The sequence below is a fragment of the Paenibacillus zanthoxyli JH29 genome, from assembly GCF_000520715.1.
In the GTDB taxonomy this organism is placed as follows: Bacteria; Bacillota; Bacilli; order Paenibacillales; family Paenibacillaceae; genus Paenibacillus_AQ; species Paenibacillus_AQ zanthoxyli.
The window spans coordinates 1-18,930 of the sequence record NZ_ASSD01000584.1; the positions used below are offsets into that span (position 1 = coordinate 1).

The 18,930-nt window shown below is 53.5% G+C and carries 18 protein-coding genes; 1 reads left to right on the top strand and 17 read right to left on the bottom strand.

The window, feature by feature from the left end; all coding sequences use genetic code 11:
• From pknB to L691_RS0122655, 13 genes are all read right to left on the bottom strand, one after another.
• Positions 1-878: Stk1 family PASTA domain-containing Ser/Thr kinase (pknB, locus tag L691_RS0122595; protein WP_025692569.1), on the bottom strand; the 878-nt coding region annotated here is incomplete at its 3' end.
• Complete coding sequence (locus L691_RS0122600) at positions 875-1,651, bottom strand: Stp1/IreP family PP2C-type Ser/Thr phosphatase (protein ID WP_025692570.1); 777 nt, start codon at positions 1,649-1,651, stop codon at positions 875-877. The genes pknB and L691_RS0122600, both read right to left, overlap by 4 nt.
• 6 nt (positions 1,652-1,657) lie before the next feature.
• A complete protein-coding gene (gene rlmN, locus L691_RS0122605; protein WP_025692571.1) occupies positions 1,658-2,698 on the bottom strand; it encodes a 23S rRNA (adenine(2503)-C(2))-methyltransferase RlmN in 1,041 nt (346 codons plus the stop codon).
• Positions 2,699-2,864: 166 nt separating this feature from the next.
• The gene (rsmB, locus tag L691_RS0122610; protein ID WP_025692572.1) at positions 2,865-4,367 is read right to left on the bottom strand and encodes a 16S rRNA (cytosine(967)-C(5))-methyltransferase RsmB; all 1,503 of its coding nucleotides are present in this window, start codon (positions 4,365-4,367) and stop codon (positions 2,865-2,867) included.
• Positions 4,364-5,329 (bottom strand): methionyl-tRNA formyltransferase, encoded by a 966-nt coding sequence (fmt, locus tag L691_RS0122615; protein ID WP_025692573.1) that lies wholly within the window; start codon positions 5,327-5,329, stop codon positions 4,364-4,366. The genes rsmB and fmt overlap by 4 nt, the downstream gene beginning before the upstream one ends.
• 1 nt (position 5,330) lies before the next feature.
• On the bottom strand, positions 5,331-5,819 hold the full coding sequence (gene def, locus L691_RS0122620; RefSeq protein WP_025692574.1) for a peptide deformylase: 489 nt from the start codon (positions 5,817-5,819) through the stop codon (positions 5,331-5,333).
• 48 nt (positions 5,820-5,867) lie between these two features.
• On the bottom strand, positions 5,868-8,417 hold the full coding sequence (gene priA, locus L691_RS0122625) for a primosomal protein N' (protein ID WP_025692575.1): 2,550 nt from the start codon (positions 8,415-8,417) through the stop codon (positions 5,868-5,870).
• Positions 8,417-9,631, bottom strand: a complete 1,215-nt coding sequence (gene coaBC / locus L691_RS0122630; RefSeq protein ID WP_025692576.1) for a bifunctional phosphopantothenoylcysteine decarboxylase/phosphopantothenate--cysteine ligase CoaBC — start codon at positions 9,629-9,631, stop codon at positions 8,417-8,419. Before coaBC ends, priA begins: the two co-directional genes overlap by 1 nt.
• Before the next feature lie 386 nt (positions 9,632-10,017).
• Positions 10,018-10,230 (bottom strand): DNA-directed RNA polymerase subunit omega, encoded by a 213-nt coding sequence (rpoZ, locus tag L691_RS0122635; RefSeq protein ID WP_025692577.1) that lies wholly within the window; start codon positions 10,228-10,230, stop codon positions 10,018-10,020.
• A gap of 43 nt (positions 10,231-10,273) precedes the next feature.
• Positions 10,274-10,843 carry a guanylate kinase gene (gene gmk, locus L691_RS0122640; RefSeq protein ID WP_025692578.1) on the bottom strand — a complete coding sequence of 190 codons (570 nt, stop codon included), beginning with the start codon at positions 10,841-10,843 and terminating at the stop codon, positions 10,274-10,276.
• A gap of 18 nt (positions 10,844-10,861) precedes the next feature.
• Entirely contained in the window at positions 10,862-11,122 is a 261-nt protein-coding gene (remA, locus tag L691_RS0122645; protein ID WP_006209218.1) for an extracellular matrix/biofilm regulator RemA, read from the bottom strand.
• Positions 11,123-11,168: 46 nt separating this feature from the next.
• On the bottom strand, positions 11,169-12,062 hold the full coding sequence (locus L691_RS0122650; RefSeq protein WP_025692579.1) for a YicC/YloC family endoribonuclease: 894 nt from the start codon (positions 12,060-12,062) through the stop codon (positions 11,169-11,171).
• A 38-nt stretch (positions 12,063-12,100) separates the two neighbouring features.
• On the bottom strand, positions 12,101-13,972 hold the full coding sequence (locus L691_RS0122655; RefSeq protein WP_025692580.1) for a bifunctional homocysteine S-methyltransferase/methylenetetrahydrofolate reductase: 1,872 nt from the start codon (positions 13,970-13,972) through the stop codon (positions 12,101-12,103).
• A 159-nt stretch (positions 13,973-14,131) separates the two neighbouring features.
• Here L691_RS0122655 and L691_RS0122660 point away from each other — a divergent pair, with 159 nt between their 5' ends.
• The gene (locus L691_RS0122660) at positions 14,132-14,389 is read left to right on the top strand and encodes a hypothetical protein (protein WP_025692581.1); all 258 of its coding nucleotides are present in this window, start codon (positions 14,132-14,134) and stop codon (positions 14,387-14,389) included.
• Here L691_RS0122660 and L691_RS0122665 read toward each other — a convergent pair.
• The 4 genes from L691_RS0122665 to dapF form a co-directional block, all read right to left on the bottom strand.
• The gene (locus L691_RS0122665) at positions 14,362-15,462 is read right to left on the bottom strand and encodes a GerAB/ArcD/ProY family transporter (protein ID WP_025692582.1); all 1,101 of its coding nucleotides are present in this window, start codon (positions 15,460-15,462) and stop codon (positions 14,362-14,364) included. The two genes, L691_RS0122660 and L691_RS0122665, sit on opposite strands and share 28 nt — an antisense overlap.
• Before the next feature lie 18 nt (positions 15,463-15,480).
• The gene (locus tag L691_RS0122670) at positions 15,481-16,686 is read right to left on the bottom strand and encodes a Ger(x)C family spore germination protein (protein WP_025692583.1); all 1,206 of its coding nucleotides are present in this window, start codon (positions 16,684-16,686) and stop codon (positions 15,481-15,483) included.
• Positions 16,679-18,292, bottom strand: coding sequence for a spore germination protein (locus tag L691_RS0122675; protein ID WP_025692584.1), 1,614 nt, complete (start codon positions 18,290-18,292; stop codon positions 16,679-16,681). The genes L691_RS0122670 and L691_RS0122675 overlap by 8 nt, the downstream gene beginning before the upstream one ends.
• A gap of 181 nt (positions 18,293-18,473) precedes the next feature.
• Positions 18,474-18,930, bottom strand: a 457-nt coding sequence (gene dapF, locus L691_RS0122680; RefSeq protein WP_025692585.1) for a diaminopimelate epimerase, incomplete at its 5' end; no start/stop codon positions are given.

Sequence of the window (18,930 nt, forward strand, 5' to 3'; positions counted from 1 at the left end):
ATCACCCTGGTTCTGTCCTCATCATCGTCCATGAATGATACCTTCTGTTCGCTTCGGCGCTCCGGCAGCAGACAGGTTTCCAGATCCTGAAGCATTTCTTTAGCCGACTGATAGCGCTCCTCAGGATTTTTGCGCATTGATTTAAGGATAATGTTTTCCACGCTTTGGGGGATCATCGGATTCAGCTTGCGAGGCTCCTCGAATTCTTCCTGAAGATGCTTCAGCGCTACACTGATTGGACTCTCGCCCAGAAAAGGCAGGCTGCCCGTCAGCATTTGATAGATCACGATGCCGAGTGAATACAGATCCGATTTTTCGCCGGTGGCGACTCCCTTGGCATGTTCCGGAGAAAAATAGTGTACCGAACCGACGACCGAACCGGTCTGTGTAATCGTAGTCGATGTCACCGCGCGGGCAATGCCGAAGTCAGTTACTTTGACCCGGCCGTTGCGGCCGATCAGTATGTTATGCGGTTTGATGTCCCGATGGATAATCTGGTTCTGATGGGCATGATCGAGCGCGTCACAGATTTGGGTGGCGATTCTCACCGCTTCGTCCACTTGTAGCGGCGCCCTCTCCTTGATAATTTCGTTCAGATTCTTGCCTTCCACGTATTCCATGACAATATAATGAATTTCATCTTCCTGTCCCACATCGTAGATGCTGACCACATTGGGATGAGAAAGCGAAGCAGCGGATTGCGCTTCCCGCCGAAACCGGCGGATAAACTCCTCATCATGCACAAATTGGTTCCGCAATACTTTTATAGCGACATTTCGATTGAGCAGAATATCATGTGCCCTATATACAAGCGCCATTCCGCCCCCACCGATCCGCTCGATGACTTGGTAACGGCCTCCCAACTCGTGACCGATCATCTCTCCCACTCCTTTGATTCGGGCACAGCGGCCTCCTCATGATGTTCCAGCATAGCGACGCTTATATTATCGCCGCCGCCGGCAAGCAGAGCCAGCTGAAGCAAACGGTCCGCTCTTTCCTTAAGCGATATTTCCTGCATGCCGGCAACCTTCCCCAAGTGCTCGGCACTGACAAAGTTGCTCAAACCATCGCTGCACAGCAGCAGCACTCCACCCGGTTCAAGCGTAATTGGAATCAAATCGACTTTGATGTCCTCATCCGTTCCTAGAGCGCGTATGAGAACGTTGCGCCGCGGATGGGTATCCAGCTCTTCGAGCGTAATCTGGCCGTTCTTGAACAGCTCGTTTACCAGTGTATGATCCTCGGTCAACTGCCGCGCCTTACCATCCTGAATTATGTAAGCTCTGCTGTCGCCGATATGGCCAATGCAGCCCGACCGACCTGTGAGCAGCGCAGACACGACAGTCGTCCCCATGTTGTGGTAACGCTCGTCACTGGCCGCTTGCTTGTAGACGGTATCATTTGCTTTCATTATCGCGTCCAACAAGGCCGCGCTTAAGTCTTCTCCGGAAAGACCGGACGCAATTCCGTCCAGCCCCTCCCGGACTGACTCCAGCGCCAGGCGGCTTGCGGTATCACCCGCCAAATGCCCTCCCATTCCGTCGGCGATAATACCCAGCGTATACCCTTGGCTCGTAACACCGGTCCAGACCGAATCCTCATTGACGGAACGTACCCGTCCAATGTCGCTGGCATGAACTGTTCTGATCAAAAGACCTCACCTCAACTCCATATGTTTGGCGCGTAATTGTCCGCATGCGGCGGCGATATCATGGCCCTGTTCGCGGCGAATCGTCACATTGATTCCCTGATCGGCCAGAATCCGCTGAAATTGGAAAATATCATTTCGTGAAGTGCGCACATATTTGCGTTCAGGCACATGGTTAACCGGAATGAGATTAACATGGCACAACATATGCTTCAGCACTCCGGCAAGCTCTTCCGCATGCTCCGGCTGATCATTTACGCCGCCGATGAGCGCATATTCGAAGCTGATGCGCCGTCCTGTCTTTGCCTGATAGTAGCGCAGCGATTCCATCACTTCGTCAAAAGGATAACGGCGGTTGACCGGCATCAGCTTCGAACGGAGCGCGTCATTCGGGGCATGGATGGAGATCGCCAGGTTGATCTGGGTATCCTCATCGGCAAACTTATAAATACTCGGGACAATCCCGCTTGTTGATACCGTTATATGCCGCTGCCCAATATTTAATCCTTTTTCGTGGATCATCAGGCGGAGAAATCTCATCGTGGCGTCGTAATTCTCAAACGGTTCGCCAGTGCCCATGATGACAATACTGCTGACGCGCTCGCCGCGAGCATCCAGAATCTGCTGTGAGCGCACGACCTGCGCCACAATTTCACCTGCCGTTAAATCCCGCTTTAGTCCTCCAAGGGTCGAAGCGCAGAAAGTGCAGCCAATCCGGCAGCCCACCTGGGTCGTTACGCACACACTGTTGCCGTAATTATGCTTCATGATAACCGTTTCAATGGCATGGTCGTCATGCAGACCGAACAGGAACTTCACCGTTCCGTCCTTCGATTCGAGCTTTGTAATTTCCGAAAGGGCGTTAATGGAAAACTGTTCATTCAGCTTCGCCCGCAAAGACTTTGGCAGGTTGCTCATCGAGTCAAAGTCGCTGACGCGCTTGACGTACAGCCAATCAAAAATCTGTCCGCCCCGAAAAGCCGGTTCTCCGTTATCCTTGGACCACTCTACCAACTCTTCGAGAGTTAAATCATATATTAAAGGTTTCATTATCGTAATGCACCTGTGCTTTCTTAATGATGTCTGAACTTATGGGATAGTTATTCATATTATTTCTCATCCTGCCTATTTTAACACAAATCTCACAGAGGGTAAAAGAAAACCCGCCGAGGCTGGCCCGGCGGGGGTTAAGATAATCAAGAACCGATCAGCGGCTCTACTGGCGGAGCCGTTCCAGAATGGCGATATAGAAGCCATCACTTCCGTAATGTTGGGGTAAGATCTGCATCCCTTGATCACTGGCAAGAACGCTGCTGCCAAGACGGTTCCAGAGCGGTGAAGAAAATGTCACAGAGCGAAACTCTTCATTCCGTTCCAAGAAGGAATGAACGATATTACCGTTCTCCAACCGGTCCAGCGTACAGGTGCTGTATACCAACACCCCGCCCGGCTTCAGCAGAGCAGCGGCCGAATCCAGCAGTTCGGACTGGAGCCTTGCGATCGCCGCCGCATCCTCCGGCTGCTTGGCCCATTTCAAATCCGGTTTGCGGCGGATAACGCCCAATCCCGAGCAAGGGGCATCCAGCAGAATTCGGTCGAAGGAAGCAGCGGCGAATTTCTTCCCCAGTTCCAGCGCGTCTCCGCTTCCGGTGCCGATGCATTCAAGACCAAGGCGCCTGGCTTGATCGGAGATCAGAGCGGCTTTATGAGGATGCAGATCATTGGCATAAATAGAGCCTTGATCCTTCATCAGCTCGCCCATATGCGTCGTTTTGCCTCCGGGGGCGGCGCAGCAGTCCAGCACCTTCATGCCAGGCAGAGGATTAACAGCCTCGGCCACAAGCATGGAGCTTTCATCCTGAATGGACAGGAGACCGTCACGGTACCAGGATGAGAGCGCCAGATTGCCGGCTCCTCTCACCACGATTCCATAAGGACTCAGTTCGGACGGCCGGGCATTGACTCCCTGACCGAGCATCTCATCAAGCAGCCGGTCACGGCTGGTCATCGTCGTATTCACCCGGACGCTAACGGCAGGCGGTTCATTATTGGCCTTGCAGATCGCTTCGGCCGTGTCCGCTCCGAACTCGTCCCTCCACTGCTCAACCATCCACAGCGGATGCGAATGGATCAGAGCGGTCCGCTCTTCCCAGGACATTTCCTGCGGGATGACCGGCAGCGGTCCCGCACGAAGGACATTTCGCAGCACGCCATTCACCATACCCGAAATGCCTTGATGTCCACGGCGCTTGGCCAGATTGACAGCCTCGTTCACCGCCGCGTGAGGCGGTATCCGGTCAAGGTACATAATCTGATAAAGACTTAAACAGAGCAGACTGCGAACCCACGGCTGAAGCTTGTCCAGCCCTTTGCTCACAAAACTCTTTAGTACATACTCCAGCGTATTCAGACGCGAAATCGTCCCATACACCAGCTCAGTGGCCAGTCCCGCGTCCTCACGGGACAAGCCGGCCTTCTGCAGACTCGTATTCAGCAGCAAATTGCTGTATGCCCCCTCCTGCTGAACCCGCACCAATACGTCAAGGGCTGTTTCTCTCGCCGTAACGCCCTTGGCGCCGGTTCTCGTCTCGCCTGCAGAACCGCGCCCTCTGCCGGGCCTGCCGCCTTTGGACCCGGCATTACCGCTTCGCTCCGCGCCTGCGCGGCCGTTCAGCTTGTTCCCGCCGGTAGGCGTTCCCCGTCCGTTAGGCCCGCTCATGCCAGCACCGTGCCCGGCTTCATCGTTCCGCCCCGGGCAAAGTCTCCTGCGGCCATCGCCTTCTTCCCGGCAGGCTGGACGGTAAGAAGCTGAAGGCTGCCGTCGCCGGTCTTGACCTCAATGCCGGCCTGTCCGAGGGACAGCACGGTTCCCGGTGCGGGTCCACCGTCATGGGCAGAAGCGCCGGAAGCCTGGGCGGCAGCACCCGTATCAGGTGAAGCCGCAGCCCATATTTTGAACGTCTCGCCATTCCAAAGTGTAAAAGCGCCCGAAAAGGGAACCAGACCGCGGATTCGGTTATAGATTTCTCGGGAGCCCGCGCTCCAGTCGATCCGCTCATCGTCCCGGCTTAAATTCGGCGCATAAGTCGCCTGGCTGTCATCCTGAGGCTCCGCAGGCACGGGCCCGGCAAGCAGATGAGGCATTTGCTCCTTCAGCAAATCCCGGCCCGCCAGACTCAGCTTCTCAAATAGGCTGCCTGAGGTATCGTCATCCTCGACCCTGACTTCAACCTTTGCGATCATATCTCCCGTGTCCAGCCCTTCGGCCATATACATTAACGTCACGCCCGTTACGCTTTCACCATTTATAATGCTTCTCTGGATTGGCGCTCCTCCCCTGTATTTGGGCAAAAGTGATCCGTGTACATTCACGCATCCCCGGGCAGGCAGGTCCAAAACGGCTTTGGGCAGAATCTGCCCATAAGCGGCCGTAACGATCAGTTCCGGTTCATAGGCGGCAAGCTCCGCTACCGCCTCCGGACGCCGCATGCGTTCAGGCTGTAGAACCGGAAGGCCCAACGCCTCCGCTGCCGCTTTGACAGGCGATGGCGTCAGTATCTTCTTTCTCCCCTGCGGCCGGTCGGGCTGGGTGATGACGGCTGCGACTTCATAGCCTTCATCCACCAGCATTTGCAGGCATGGCACCGCGAAAGCGGGTGTACCCATGAACACAATCTTCATTTCATTCACTCCCGGTCTGGCTGCGTTCCGCATTAATCTCGTATACCTTCTCCGCAATATCCGTGAACAGCACGCCATTCAGATGATCGATTTCATGCTGGAATGCCCGGGCCAGAAGGCCGCTTCCCGTTATGGTAATCTCATTGCCTTCACGGTCAAGTCCCCGGACGGTTACGGTCTCCGCGCGGCGAACGTCACCGTTAATGCCCGGAATACTTAGGCATCCTTCCGGGCCGAACTGCTCGCCTTCAGATTGAATGATTTCCGGGTTGATCATCTTAATCAGACCGTGTTCTTCATCGGCGTCCACCACAATCAGCCGTTTGAGAATCCCCACCTGCGGAGCGGCAAGGCCAACGCCCTCAGCGTCATACATCGTGTCCGCCATATCATCCAGCAGTTTTTGCACATTCGGTGTAATTTTCGCAACGGCTTTTGCGATCTTGTGCAGCACTTCGTCAGGCTCTTTCACTATTAAACGTATCGCCATTTCGCTATCACCTTCCTGGTTTTGTATATATGTTATGCCAAAACGGCGTTACATCAGCATCTGCGGATCGACATCAATGCTGATCTGAAGCACCGGATCGCGAAGCGAATCTTCCAGTTCTTCCGACACCTCGCGGGCCAGCCCGATAGCGTCAATGGTTCCCCGCCATTTGATCATACACTGGAACCGGTATCTTCCCTTTAACCGGGGCAGCGGGGAGGCTACGGGTCCGAGCAGATCAAGCCCGTCCGAAGTCAGCTTGTCCAGACTTCCGAACCACCGGCGCTGCCTTGCCTTTCCTTGAATGCTCATCGCATAGTTCTCAGCCATACGCAGCGCCACCGGCATCTGTTCATGCGACAGCGTCACAAGAATCAGCCGGCAGTATGGGGGATAGTGGAGCGCTTTTCGATGTTTCAATTCTTCCCTTACGAACGAGGCATAGTCATGCCCGCTGGCGTGAATGATGGAGTAATGGTCCGGTGTGTAGGACTGAACCAGCACCTCTCCGGCAAGCTTATGCCGTCCTGCCCGTCCCGCCACCTGTGTAAGAAGCTGGAACGTCTTCTCGGCAGCCCGGAAATCGGGCAGGTTCAGCGCCGAATCCGCTGTGATGACACCCACAAGCGTTACGTCAGGAAAATCAAGCCCCTTGGCTACCATTTGCGTTCCTAGCAGCACATCGGCCTTCTTGTCCCTGAATTGTCCCAGCAGCTTCTCATGCGAGCCTTTCTCCGTCGTCGTATCGACATCCATCCGGATAACCCTCATTCCCGGAAACAGCTTAACCAGCTCTTCTTCCACACGCTGCGTTCCCGTTCCGAAAAACCGGATATGCTCGCTGCCGCATTCCGGGCAGACCTCAGGAGCCGGCTCTGCATGACCGCAGTAATGACAGCGCAGATTATTGCTTCGGCTGTGGTACGTCAGCGAAATATCGCACTCGGGGCAGCCGGCGACATAGCCGCAGCTGCGGCACATCACAAAGGTCGAGAAGCCTCTGCGGTTCAGCAGAAGCACGGTCTGCTCCCCTCGCTCAAGCCTGCTCTGAAGCGCCGCGTGAAGTCCCCGGCTGAACATGGAGCGGTTGCCTTCCTTAAGCTCTTCGCGCATGTCCACCACCTGAACCGCCGGAAGCTCGTTTCCCAGCGCCCGGCTTGGCATTTCCAGCAGCACCGGCGAGAAATTCTCGTCGCTTTTCGATCTGGCGGCATAATAGCTCTCCAGCGAAGGCGTCGCCGATCCCAGAATGACGACCGCATCACCGAGCAGCGCCCGGCGGACCGCCACATCACGCGCATGGTATTTCGGATTTTCCTCCTGCTTGTAGGAGGTTTCATGCTCCTCATCCATAATAATCAGCCCCAGATTGCCAAACGGAGCGAATATCGCCGAACGTGCGCCGACGGCAACCGACGCTTTGCCCTCGCGGATCTTGCGCCATTCGTCATAGCGTTCTCCTGAAGACAGACGGCTGTGCATAACCGCAACCCCGCTGCCGAATCTCCCCTTGAATCGTTCCACCATCTGAGGAGTTAACGATATTTCGGGAACAAGCACAACAGCCTGCCGGCCTTGCTCGATACTGTGCTGTATGCACTGAAGGTAGATCTCCGTCTTTCCGCTGCCGGTTACGCCGTGAAGCAAAAAGGTCTCATGCCGCTGCTCATCAATAGAACTCACAATACGTGCATAAACCGCTGATTGCTCGGAGGTAAGCGGAAGCGGCGTACTTGGCTTGAAGTCGCGTCCGCGGTAGGGATCGCGGTAGACCTCCACCTCCGAAATCTCAATTAACCCTTTGTCTTCCAATCCTTTCACTGTTCCGGCGGTCACCTGCAGAGCGGACAGCACGTCCTTGAGCGGCAACGGAAGCATCGCCTCCATTTCGATCAGAAACGATAGGACTTCCTTCTGGCGGGCGGATCTCGCGGGCAGATTATTCAGCGCTTCCCGCGCAGATTCCGGCTCCATCGTCAGATCGACAGCTTTAAGCTTCTTCTTGCCCATTTTATCCTTGATTGATTGGCTTTCCTTCAGCACGCCCCGTCGAAGCATGAATTTGACCGTTTCCGCCCCGTTCGGAAAAGCTCTGGACAGCTGCTTCATCGACACCTCGCCTGCGCGGCGCACAAATTCAGTAATTTCCCGTTCCTCCCGTCCGGTATCTGGAATGACCGGAAACCATTCCTCATCGGGAAACAGCGTTCCCTCTTCATTCCTCGGCTCAGGCTCAGTGCCCCCAAGCGAAATAAGCCGTTCGGCTTTGCCCTTAAGCGCCGTCGGCAGCATTGCCTGCAGCGCCGAAATCCGCCGGCAGGCATATCGCTCGCTCATCCAATCCGCCAGCTCCACAAGCTCCGGCGAAAGCGGTGGAATGAGATCAAGCACTTCCTGGATCGGCTTGATTCCCTTGATCGCTTTCACATCGCCATACTCCAGGGAAACGACGAAGCCCTGAACGGTTCGGTGCCCGAAAGGAACAGCCACCCGGCTGCCTACCTCAATCCATACTTTTAAAGAATCCGGTATCGAATAATCGAAGGTTTTGTCGGTGCTGCGCACGGGAACATCGACGATCACCTTAGCGATGTCCATTACAGGCCTTCTTCCGGCAGCCGGTCCGCTGCAATGGCAAGCAGCCTGCGGGCTACCTCATCCTTAGAGAGCAGCGGCAGTTCCTCCACAAGACCTCTTTGGTCATAAATCGAGACAATATTCGTATCAACGCTGAACCCCGCTCCCGGAACACCCACATCGTTAGCGACGATCAGATCAAGATTTTTGCGAACCAGCTTGTCTTTGGCGTACATTTCCGCATTGCCGGTCTCCGCTGCAAAACCGATCAGAAGCTGATGTTGTTTGCGCTGGCCCAAAGTTTCCAGAATATCAACGGTCTTTACCAGCTCCAGAGTCATGGTGTCGCCGGTCTTCTTAATTTTGGTATCGGCTCTCTCCTTCGGGCGGTAATCCGATACGGCGGCAGCTTTGATTAGAATATCGCTGTCCTCCCAGACAGCAGACACGGCGTCATACATCTCTTCAGCGGATTGAACGCGCACAACGTTCACGTCCAGCGGCGGCCGTTCATCCGTCCTAGCGGCTACCAGCGTCACCTCTGCGCCCATTTCCTTGGCTGCGCGCGCCAAAGCAAAGCCCATTTTGCCGGAAGAGTCATTGGAAATATAGCGGACAGGGTCGATCCGTTCCACCGTGCCTCCGGCTGTTATCACGACTTTTTTACCGGCCAATTTACGGCTCCCGGCCTTCTGCTCAAAATACGCCTCTACACAGCTTACGATGGTCTCAGGCTCCTCCATCCGTCCTTTGCCGACATAACCGCATGCCAGCAGCCCCTCACCGGGCTCGATAAATTGGATGCCTCGCTTGGCAAGAATATCCAAATTGTTCTGCACGGCCGGATGCTGGTACATATGCACGTTCATCGCCGGAGCGACCATTACGGGCCCTGTCGCCGCAAGCAGCACGGTGGAGAGCATGTCATCAGCGATGCCATGAGCCATTTTGGCGATAATATTTGCCGTGGCTGGCGCCACCAGCACAAGATCGGCCGAATCGGCCAAATCAATATGTGAAATAGAGGACGGGTCGCGCTCCTGGAAGGTATCGCTGTACACCCTCTGTTTTGACAATGACTGCAATGTGAGTTCAGTAATGAACTGTTTGGCCGAAGCCGTCATAACAACATGCACCTCGGCACCCTTCTGCACAAGCTTGCTGCACAGGGCGGCCGCTTTATACGCCGCGATTCCACCGGTGATGCCAAGCAATATCGTTTTGCCTTTCAACATTTCCGTCCCTCCTGCTCCCCGTGTACACGGAAAGAATCCGGTTTGAAAAGAACACGGCCGCAACTTCATGATTTATGAGACAACCGCACTCATGTTCATATAACCATCCGAATACGAGTAAATTTTAAGAAGAAACGGCTGCGCCTTCCTCGCGGGAGGAGGGCATCCGTTTCTCGAAGAAATATAAGACCGAACGATAGGCGCGAAGCTTATAAAATCTTATATTTTAAAAAAATAACAACCTTCCGGTTGTCAGGAACAGCCCCGTCCGGGCTATACATGCAGATATATATCAAGCGCACGGGGCGCTATCGGCGCCTGCAGCCCCATTCTATGTAAAGAGCCGCAGCGCCAATCGTCACACACAAGATACTGCTATTCAAAGCTTAATCGTTGGTCTTATCATCAACTGGGGATACGGTGATGATGTCCTTATATACTTCTTCAAGCGCAATCCCGACCTGCTTATGGGATTTCGGAGTCTTCAGCTCGGAGTGGCTCCCTTCGCGAAGCTGTCTTGCGCGTCTTGCGGCGGCGACAACAAGCGAATACTTGCTGTCGACTTTGTTCATCATTTCATCAATCGATGGATATAACACAGGGACACCTCTTCAATTCATTTTATTCTATTAATCGACCAGCCTATCTTATTTTACAATGTTCGGCAATAATAATGCTTTCTATTCGTTTGCAGGCAAGATCGATCTCATCGTTAACCACTGCGTAGTCATAGTGCCGCATCAGGCTGATTTCGTCCTCCGCGACCGTCATACGGTGATTGATAATGTCGTCATGCTCCGTTCCCCGTCCGCGAATACGGTCTTTCAGCTCATCCATCGAAGGGGGAAGAAGAAAGACAAAGATGCCTTCGGGAAACTTCTCTTTGACTTTAAGCGCACCCTGCACTTCGATTTCGAGAATGATGTCTTTTCCGCTTTCCAGCGTCCGTTCCACGAAATCACGCGGCGTACCATAAAAGTTACCTACGTATTCCGCATATTCCAGCAGCTCATCGTTGTCAATCATCTGAAGAAACTGCTCCCGGGATTTGAAGAAATAATTGACTCCGTCCTGCTCTCCCTCGCGGGGCTTCCGCGTGGTCGCCGATACGGAATAGATGAGCTCCGGTATTCTCGGGCGCAAAGCGGTGCATACCGTTCCCTTACCGACTCCGGACGGGCCGGACAATACGATCAGCAATCCTTTTGACATAGTACACTCCATTAATCTTTATTCGTCATTATCGTCATCTTTACTGGACAGCCTGTGGGCCACGGTCTCCGGCTGAACGGCCGACAGTATGACATGATCGCTGTCCGTAATGATGACGGCACGGGTGCGTCTTCCATAGGTTGCGTCGATCAGCATATGCCGGTCTCTTGCTTCCTGAATAATCCGCTTGATCGGAGCCGACTCCGGGCTGACTATGGAAATAATCCGATTGGCCGATACTATATTCCCAAAGCCGATGTTGATGAGTTTGATTGCCATGTTTCGGTTGTTCCCCCCATTAGTTACATCTTCGCTTGCCCAGTCGCTATTCCATATTGGCAGCCTGCTCGCGGATCTTCTCCAGCTCCGCCTTCATCTCAACAACGCAGCTGCTGATCCCGGCATGATTGCATTTGGACCCGATCGTATTCGTTTCCCGGTTCATCTCCTGAATGAGAAAATCCAGTTTCCGGCCAATCGGCTCCCCGCTGTCCAGCAAAATCCTGCACTGCTCAAAATGGCTGCGCAGACGGGTCAGCTCTTCATCGATATTGGAACGGTCTGCGAAAATAGCGATTTCCATTCCGAATTTATGTTCGTCAAAAGGGAGAGTGCCGTCTTGGAGTGCCTCCAGCCGCTGCCGAAGCTTGTCCCTGAATTCAATCACGGCGGCAGGAGCTATTGCGCTCATTGCGCCGTGCAATTCCTCAAGCCTGCTCAGCCGTTCTGCAATGTCGGCAGCCAAAAAACGCCCTTCCCGGGCACGCATTTCTACCAGGGATTTAACGCTTTCTTCCAATCCGTTTACAAGCAGCTCTTGAAAGGAATCGCTATTCTCCGGCAATGTGGCCAGAGCGCTCTCGCCGTTCTCCATAACTCCGGGCAGAGTCAGCAGATCCGCGAGACCCAGCTCTCCGCTCACGCCAAATTCCTTCTTCAGCGCTTCAGCTGCTGCCAGATAGGATTTCACGGCTATACGGTTCAGAACCGACCCGCCTGCGTTCTCCTCGTGCTCCCTGTTGATAACCACATCCACCCGGCCGCGTCTGACGTATTGCTGGACTGTTCTTCGCAGCGTATCCTCAAATCCGTTCCACTCCCGAGGCATCCGCAGCACGATTTCGCAGTAACGGTGATTCACCGATTTGACTTCGAAAACGATCTTGCTGCCGCCATAATGCCTCGACGATTGACCGTATCCGGTCATGCTAAATGACATCGGTATCACATCCGTTACACTATTGTAAATGATTCTTTCTAGCGAAACAAGGGGGATAATTGGCGTCCAGACTTCGCCCATACATGCTCCATAAGCTGAACGCTCATATCATAGAACATGAATGGAGTCATCAAATAAATGCCGTTAAAGCGTTCCGTGGCAGCGTCAAGGAGTTCCTTGGCGATCGCTACGCCCTCGGCCCGTCCCGCTTCGCCCTCCAGCCCTTTCATCCGGCTGCGCACCTCTTCGGACAATTGAATGCCGGGCACTTCGTTATGAAGATACTCGGCGTTCCGTCCGCTGGCCAGCGGCATGATGCCGATGAATATCGGGATGTTCAGGTGAGCCGTGCTATTTGCGATGGTATGAATCAATTCCTTGTCATATACCGGCTGGGTCATGATATAGTCGGCTCCGAATGCGATCTTTTTCTCCAGACGTTCGATTGCCTTGCCCAAATGCTTCACGTTAGGATTAAACGCCGCCCCGGTAACGAACTTCGCTTTCTGCTTGAGCGCCTTCCCTGAAAAAGCGATGCCGTCATTGAGCTGCTTGATCATCCGGATGATCTCAAATGACGTCAAATCGTACACCGAGCTTGATCCCGGGAGATCTCCAAACCGCGCCGGATCGCCCGTCACGGCAAGCACATGGTCGATCCGAAGCGCGTCCAGGCCCATCAAATGCGATTGGGTGCCGATCAGATTGCGGTCCCGGCAGGCAATATGCACCAGCGGCCGCAAACCCGTCTTCTGCTGAACCAGGGAGCCGAGCGCCATATTGCACATGCGGGTGACAGCCAACGAGTTGTCGGCGAGAGTCAGCGCATCCGCGCCCGCCCGGCGCAGCGCTTCCGCTCCCTTCATGAATTTCGATATATCAAGGTCCCTTGGCGGGTCCAACTCCACGATCACCGTATGCCGTTCCTTCACAAGATCGATAAGGGTTGGTTCTCCCCCGTCAGCAAAGGAATCCTCCGCAAGGCTCTCCTGTATTCGGACGCTTATCTTCTCACGCGGCAACGGCTCCGGCAGAGGGAGCGGTTCATAACCTGTAAGCGCCGCCGAAATTTCGGCGATATGCTGCGGCGTCGTTCCGCAGCAGCCGCCGATGATCCGGCAGCCCATGTCGGCGAATGTGCTCGCCATCTCGCCGAAATATTCAGGCGATGCGCCGTATTTGTAGTGACCGTCCACATAGTCGGCCATTCCCGCGTTCGGATATACCGACACCGGCAGCGTCAGCTTGCCCTGGAGGGTGCGGAGCGCTCTTTTGATGCCTATGGGACCTGTGCGGCAGTTGAAGCCGATAACATCCGCGCCGTCGTCTTCCAGAATCCGGAATGCCTCCGGAAGTGTAAGCCCGTCCATCGTCATCGCCGTCTCATCGACAGCGAACTGGCAGATGACGGGCAGATTGCTTAGCTTGCGCGCGGTTCGGAGCGCCAGATGCAGTTCCTCCAAGTCGTAGAACGTTTCGAGCAGGATGCCGTCCACATCCTCTTCGAGCATCGCGCCGATCTGCTGGCCGAAGTATTTCTTTAATTCGGAAGCGGACAGACTGGCGCGCTTGCCTGCACGGATCGATCCTACGGCGCCCACGACATATCCGGTGCTGCCAGCGGCCTTTCTGGCGATCCGGATGCCGGCCCGGTTAATCTCCTCCACCTTGGATTCCAGACCGAACTTGGACAGTTTATCGTAATTGGCCGAATACGTGTTGCTCTCCAGCAGTTCCGCACCCGCCTCAATATAGCTGCGATGCACTTCTTCGATAACCTCGGGCGAGGTCAGATTCAATTCTTCGTATGAAATGCCGACGGGAAATCCTTTCTGATATAAAAAGGTTCCCATTGCCCCGTCGCCGACCAGCACTTTGGCGGCCCAGGCAGACCGTAAATCCAGCTTCACAGAGCAGCCCCTCCCCTGACATTAGTTTCATACTAATGTAACATAAATCGTAAGGAAAGATAAGCTTTCCGGCAAAAGCGGCAGCAAGATCCGACACAAAGCGCATGACGAAAGGCTTCCCGACCCATATTATTGTATAAGGCAAAGGAGCTGAAACCCGTGAAGAAACGAATAAGAAAGATGCTGCTGAAAAAATACGCCGTGGTGGTTCTGGTTGGCACGCTCACCATTCTGCTGTTGTATTTTATGGACTGGATGTTCGGGTACGGTATTACCAATATTAACACCCTGTTCCCTTTCACTATTACTACCCAAGCCGAAAAAATACTGATTATTACCCTGGCCGCAAGCCTCCTTATCCCGGATCTTATCCATTGGATTACCGGGCGTCAGCCCGGGCGGGAACGTGAACGGTAATTCCTGAAGGCGGCAACAATGATCAGGATGGCCGGAATGACAATAGTAAACACGGGATATACGAAGGTAAGCATCTCCCCGCCTTCCTCCAAATGCTCCACAAAACTTCGCGAATCCAGCATGCCGGAGAATAAAATAATAATCGCCGAGGGAATAATCAACGTCCGGTAAGGGAGATTGAAGAGGTCCGAGATGGCGATCACCGCTGCACCGTAATAAACGGCTACTTTGAAAAAGACACCGATAATCAGCAGCATCACCACCAAAACATCCAATCGCTGGATAAAATCGGATAACGCCGCTTTACTCACGGTGGATAGCAGAGGAAACGGAGAACGCTCCACCATGTCGCTGCCTAGTACAGTAATATTAACGAGCGCCGTGTAGCTGATAATCAATCCCGCTGCCAGGATTGCAGAAGGCACAATCCAAACCGCTCTTTTCTTGTCGCCGATATAAGGCATCAGCATCAAAAAACAGAAGACTTCGCCGAACGGAAACATATAATTCGAACGGATCACCGAAAGGGCCACCGGTTTGATTCCATCCCCCAGCATAGGCAGAATGCGCGACCATTCCATTTCCCCGGAAAAAAGCATTAGCAGCGTAATAACCCCGCCGATCATCAGCACAAAAATCATAATGATAAACGAGGTCCGGGCCAGCACCTCCAATCCTTTATGCAACACGTATCCGCAAGACAAGATCATCATCGCGGCAACGATCATGATCGGCGTTCGGTTCAAGGCGGCCATGACCAGCAGAGCGCTGCCATCCCGCATATCGCGGCCGGCTCCATTCAAGAAGATAACCGCATAAAGAGTAACCACGACCGCCCCAAGCGGTTTGCCGAGAATCGCACGCGCATAGCCGGATAACGGCAGGTCCGGATACAGCTTGAACAGATAATTGTAACCGGTATAGATGAGCATGCCCACCAAACAGCCCAGGAAGATGGCAATCCAGGCGTCTCTGCCAGCTTCCATTCCAACATTTACCACCAGCGCCGTCCCCAGCTCAAACATGAGAACCAGAGAAAAAAAATGTACGGGGCCAATTCTGATATCACGCATGAAATCCCTCCATTCCTATTACTCCATCTCTTCCGACGATCGCAAGGAACGGGTCCTCATCTCGGTATGACGGACAAGGGTGTTGACTCTGATGTGCACTTTGCAGTGAGGAAAGATCGATTCCCAGCGATCCTTCACCCGTTTATAGCCTTTGGGATTATTCCGCTCCACGCTCTCATTGAACCGGATATAATCGCTGTTTAGGCGCATGGCCACTTTGACGGCGGCATCGATTTCCTTCCTGGTTTCATCACTCAGAAGCTTTTCCCAGTTTCTTAGTACGGAAGACTTGGAAATATCCAGTGCACCGTTGTATGCTTTCAAAGCGGCTTGCTGTTGGACGTTGATGTAGATATCCGGATGCTCCGGATCTTTCGCATTAGCCTTGACCGAGGTATGCACCTTGAACATACTGAAGGAGGCAGATTCATTATTCCCAAAGTCAAGGAATAACGGATATTCACTCTGCTTGTTGTGGATCAGGCTCAGGCCCATTCCCTCAATGCCATCCTGAAATGCCATCAGCTTATCCTGCTTGAATACGGCAAGACCAGCGTTTTTCAAGATAGCCTTCGGTTTTATGCCCTCCAAATTTGCCTTCGATTCCCCCGCTTCCGGATCGCCCTTGACAATCACACCGTTGATAATCGCCCCTGCCTCTTTAGCCAAAATCCCGCGGATCACATCATCCACCTCAATCCGGAAATTGTAACCGAAGGAGCGGTTTCCCGTTTCCAGCTTTTGTACAAGGTCGTTGGCAGGGATTTTGCCGAATATCGTCATCACGGAAAGAATGTCTTCCGCCCGCTGTCCTCTGGACACAAAGACCAGGGTGCTGAGCCGCATCTCGGATTCCCGTTCAAAAATATCCATGAGATCCCGGATCCCTTCACGAGCGAGCTCTTCCGATATGATAATTACCTTCGCATGGCCCAGCGAGAGTATTCGTGCCGATTGGCGTGAAGCGTTGCCGAGCGCCTCATAAATGGACCGGCCGCTTCCTTTGTATAAAGCGACAGGAGCGTTCCCCCTGCTGTTTTTCCCGGTTATTTCATCCGCAATAACGACCTGGAAGGACACCCTGTATTTTTTCTCTTCCGACGGACCCTTATCAATAGATACGCCAGATACTATTGCTCTCTTGTTCAGTTCAACGCTGTCCCAGCAGCCGGCCACGACAAGAAGAAGTACCGAAACCATCAAAAGCTTCCATAGTTTAAGCACCGGTCTGCCCATCCTTCCCTGAATCGGATGTTCCTTTGTCCTTACCTGATTTATCGTTATCGTTCATATGTCCAAGCTTATTCGGCCTGAGATTAACCAAGAACATGGGCACTCTTACGACCGTATCCTTTTGTCCTCTCACAGAAAACGGACTGAACGGGGCTAAATAGGGAGTGCCGAACGATTGCAGGCTGTTGACGTGGGCGATTAGTACGATCAGCCCAAGCGTAATGCCATAGAATCCGAACATCGACGCGGCGATCATAAATCCGAAGCGGACGATCCGGCCCGCGACGGCTAGATTGTAGGATGGTATGGCAAAGCTTGCGATACCAGTAAGCGCGACCACAATGACCATCACCGGCGTAATAATCCCGGCTTCCACTACGGCCATACCCAAAATCAAGGCGCCTACCACCGAAACGGTCTGTCCCACCGCTCTCGGCATCCGAATCCCGGCCTCTCGTAAGATTTCAAATGCGGCCTCCATAATGATCGCTTCGATCGCAGCCGGAAAAGGGACATTCTCCCGCTGGGCCAGCAGGCTGATCAGCATGGGCGTCGGTACCATTTCATAGTGGAAGGTAGTCAGCGCAATAAAAACCGAGGGCCCAAGAAGCAGAATGATCAAGCTGACATAGCGCACCAAGCGCATGAGTGTGGCAATGTCAAACTGCAGGCTGTAATCATCGGTCGATTGAAGAAACTGGGCCAATACCGTCGGCATGATAAGCACAAATGGCGTACCGTCTACGATCAAAACAATTCTTCCTTCCAGTAAATTGGCCGCCGCGACATCGGGACGCTCCGTATTAAATACCGTCGGAAACGGGGTAAATACTTTATCTTGAATAAGCTGCTCGATATAACTGGATTCCAGAACCGCTTCAATGTCGATCTTGCTAAGGCGAAATTTGACTTGATCAAGGACTTTCCGATCCGCTCTATCCTTCATATATAAGAGGGCAACGTCCGTATTCGTCACCGTACCAAATTTCATAAATTCAACCCAAAGCTTCGGCGATTTGATCCGTCTGCGGATCAGCGCAATATTCGTAATTAGCGACTCGACAAAGGAGTCTTTAGGTCCCCGTATCACAATTTGGGAGGAAGGCTCGCTGACGGTTCGCCACGCTCCCCCTTTGGTTCCACCCTCGATCGCCTTACTGCAGCCATCGAGCAGAATGATGGTGTTGCCCGACAGGAGTGAGAGCATCATGTCATCCCAATTGTCTCTAATTGCAATTTCGCCAAGCTCCAGCCCTCTCGCCAGAACGAGCCCAAGCCTGTCCTGCGGTTCCCGGGGCATCTCCTCGGCCGCATCTTCGGGATTTTCCATCAGAGCTTCCAGGATAAATTCATCGACAGCCGCCGTGTTAACCATTCCGTCCATATAAACGGCTGCCGCCCAGAACGGCTTGGCCGAACCGATCTGAAACTTCCGGATCTTCAGATCGGGACTTGACCCAAGCTCGCGCTTGATATTTTCCAGCGTCACTGCAAGATTGTCCGAAATGGTAAGGACTGCCTGGTTACCGGTTCCGGCTGCTTGTTTACCCGAAGCCCCGGCAGATTCATTCTGACTGTTTGGTCCGTTTTTTTTCATCCGCCCTCGCCTCAATTCCAACTTCTTTTTTCCATTATTTACGGCTTCGGTGTTTGTTATTCGCATGGACGAAAGGAACATATGGCCCCGGCAGGTGTCATTAAACGGAAAAAAGGCCAACCGGCAAGCTGCCGATTGACCTTTATTCTTCCTATTTTAGCTGGAATTACCTTGATGAACCTTAGATGGATACGGACCCTTTGAATACCGCCTCTGCCGGTCCTGTCATGTAGACGTGATTGTCTTCCTCATTCCATTCAATGTACAGATCGCCACCCTTCAGGCTTACCCATGCCGCCCGGTCGCTCACTCCATTAAGCACGGAAGAGACGAGCGTGGCGCAGGCCCCGGTTCCGCAAGCCAGAGTAGGTCCGGCTCCCCGTTCCCATACGCGCATGTCGATCCATCCGCGGTTTTTTACGGTGGCGAATTCAACGTTTACCTTGCGGGGGAACAGGGGATGAACTTCCAGCTTAGGTCCCCAGGTCGTCAGATCGAAGTTAACAGCGTCTTCCACGTAAATCACACAGTGCGGGTTGCCCATCGACACAGCAGTAAAAGTGAATTCCTGTCCGTCCGTTTCAATCGACTGGCCCAGAACCGGCTCGGCGTCAATGTCTACGGGAATTTTGGGGCCC

What these genes read in the sequence shown, in the direction of transcription:
- coaBC (WP_025692576.1), bottom strand. Translation starts at nt 9,631, where the DNA reads ATGTTGAAAGGCAAAACGATATTGCTTGGCATCACCGGTGGAATCGCG.
- rsmB (WP_025692572.1), bottom strand. Translation starts at nt 4,367, where the DNA reads ATGAGCGGGCCTAACGGACGGGGAACGCCTACCGGCGGGAACAAGCTG.
- L691_RS0122650 (WP_025692579.1), bottom strand. Translation starts at nt 12,062, where the DNA reads ATGTCATTTAGCATGACCGGATACGGTCAATCGTCGAGGCATTATGGC.
- fmt (WP_025692573.1), bottom strand. Translation starts at nt 5,329, where the DNA reads ATGAAGATTGTGTTCATGGGTACACCCGCTTTCGCGGTGCCATGCCTG.
- L691_RS0122675 (WP_025692584.1), bottom strand. Translation starts at nt 18,292, where the DNA reads ATGAAAAAAAACGGACCAAACAGTCAGAATGAATCTGCCGGGGCTTCG.
- def (WP_025692574.1), bottom strand. Translation starts at nt 5,819, where the DNA reads ATGGCGATACGTTTAATAGTGAAAGAGCCTGACGAAGTGCTGCACAAG.
- gmk (WP_025692578.1), bottom strand. Translation starts at nt 10,843, where the DNA reads ATGTCAAAAGGATTGCTGATCGTATTGTCCGGCCCGTCCGGAGTCGGT.
- priA (WP_025692575.1), bottom strand. Translation starts at nt 8,417, where the DNA reads ATGGACATCGCTAAGGTGATCGTCGATGTTCCCGTGCGCAGCACCGAC.
- L691_RS0122665 (WP_025692582.1), bottom strand. Translation starts at nt 15,462, where the DNA reads ATGCGTGATATCAGAATTGGCCCCGTACATTTTTTTTCTCTGGTTCTC.
- rlmN (WP_025692571.1), bottom strand. Translation starts at nt 2,698, where the DNA reads ATGAAACCTTTAATATATGATTTAACTCTCGAAGAGTTGGTAGAGTGG.
- remA (WP_006209218.1), bottom strand. Translation starts at nt 11,122, where the DNA reads ATGGCAATCAAACTCATCAACATCGGCTTTGGGAATATAGTATCGGCC.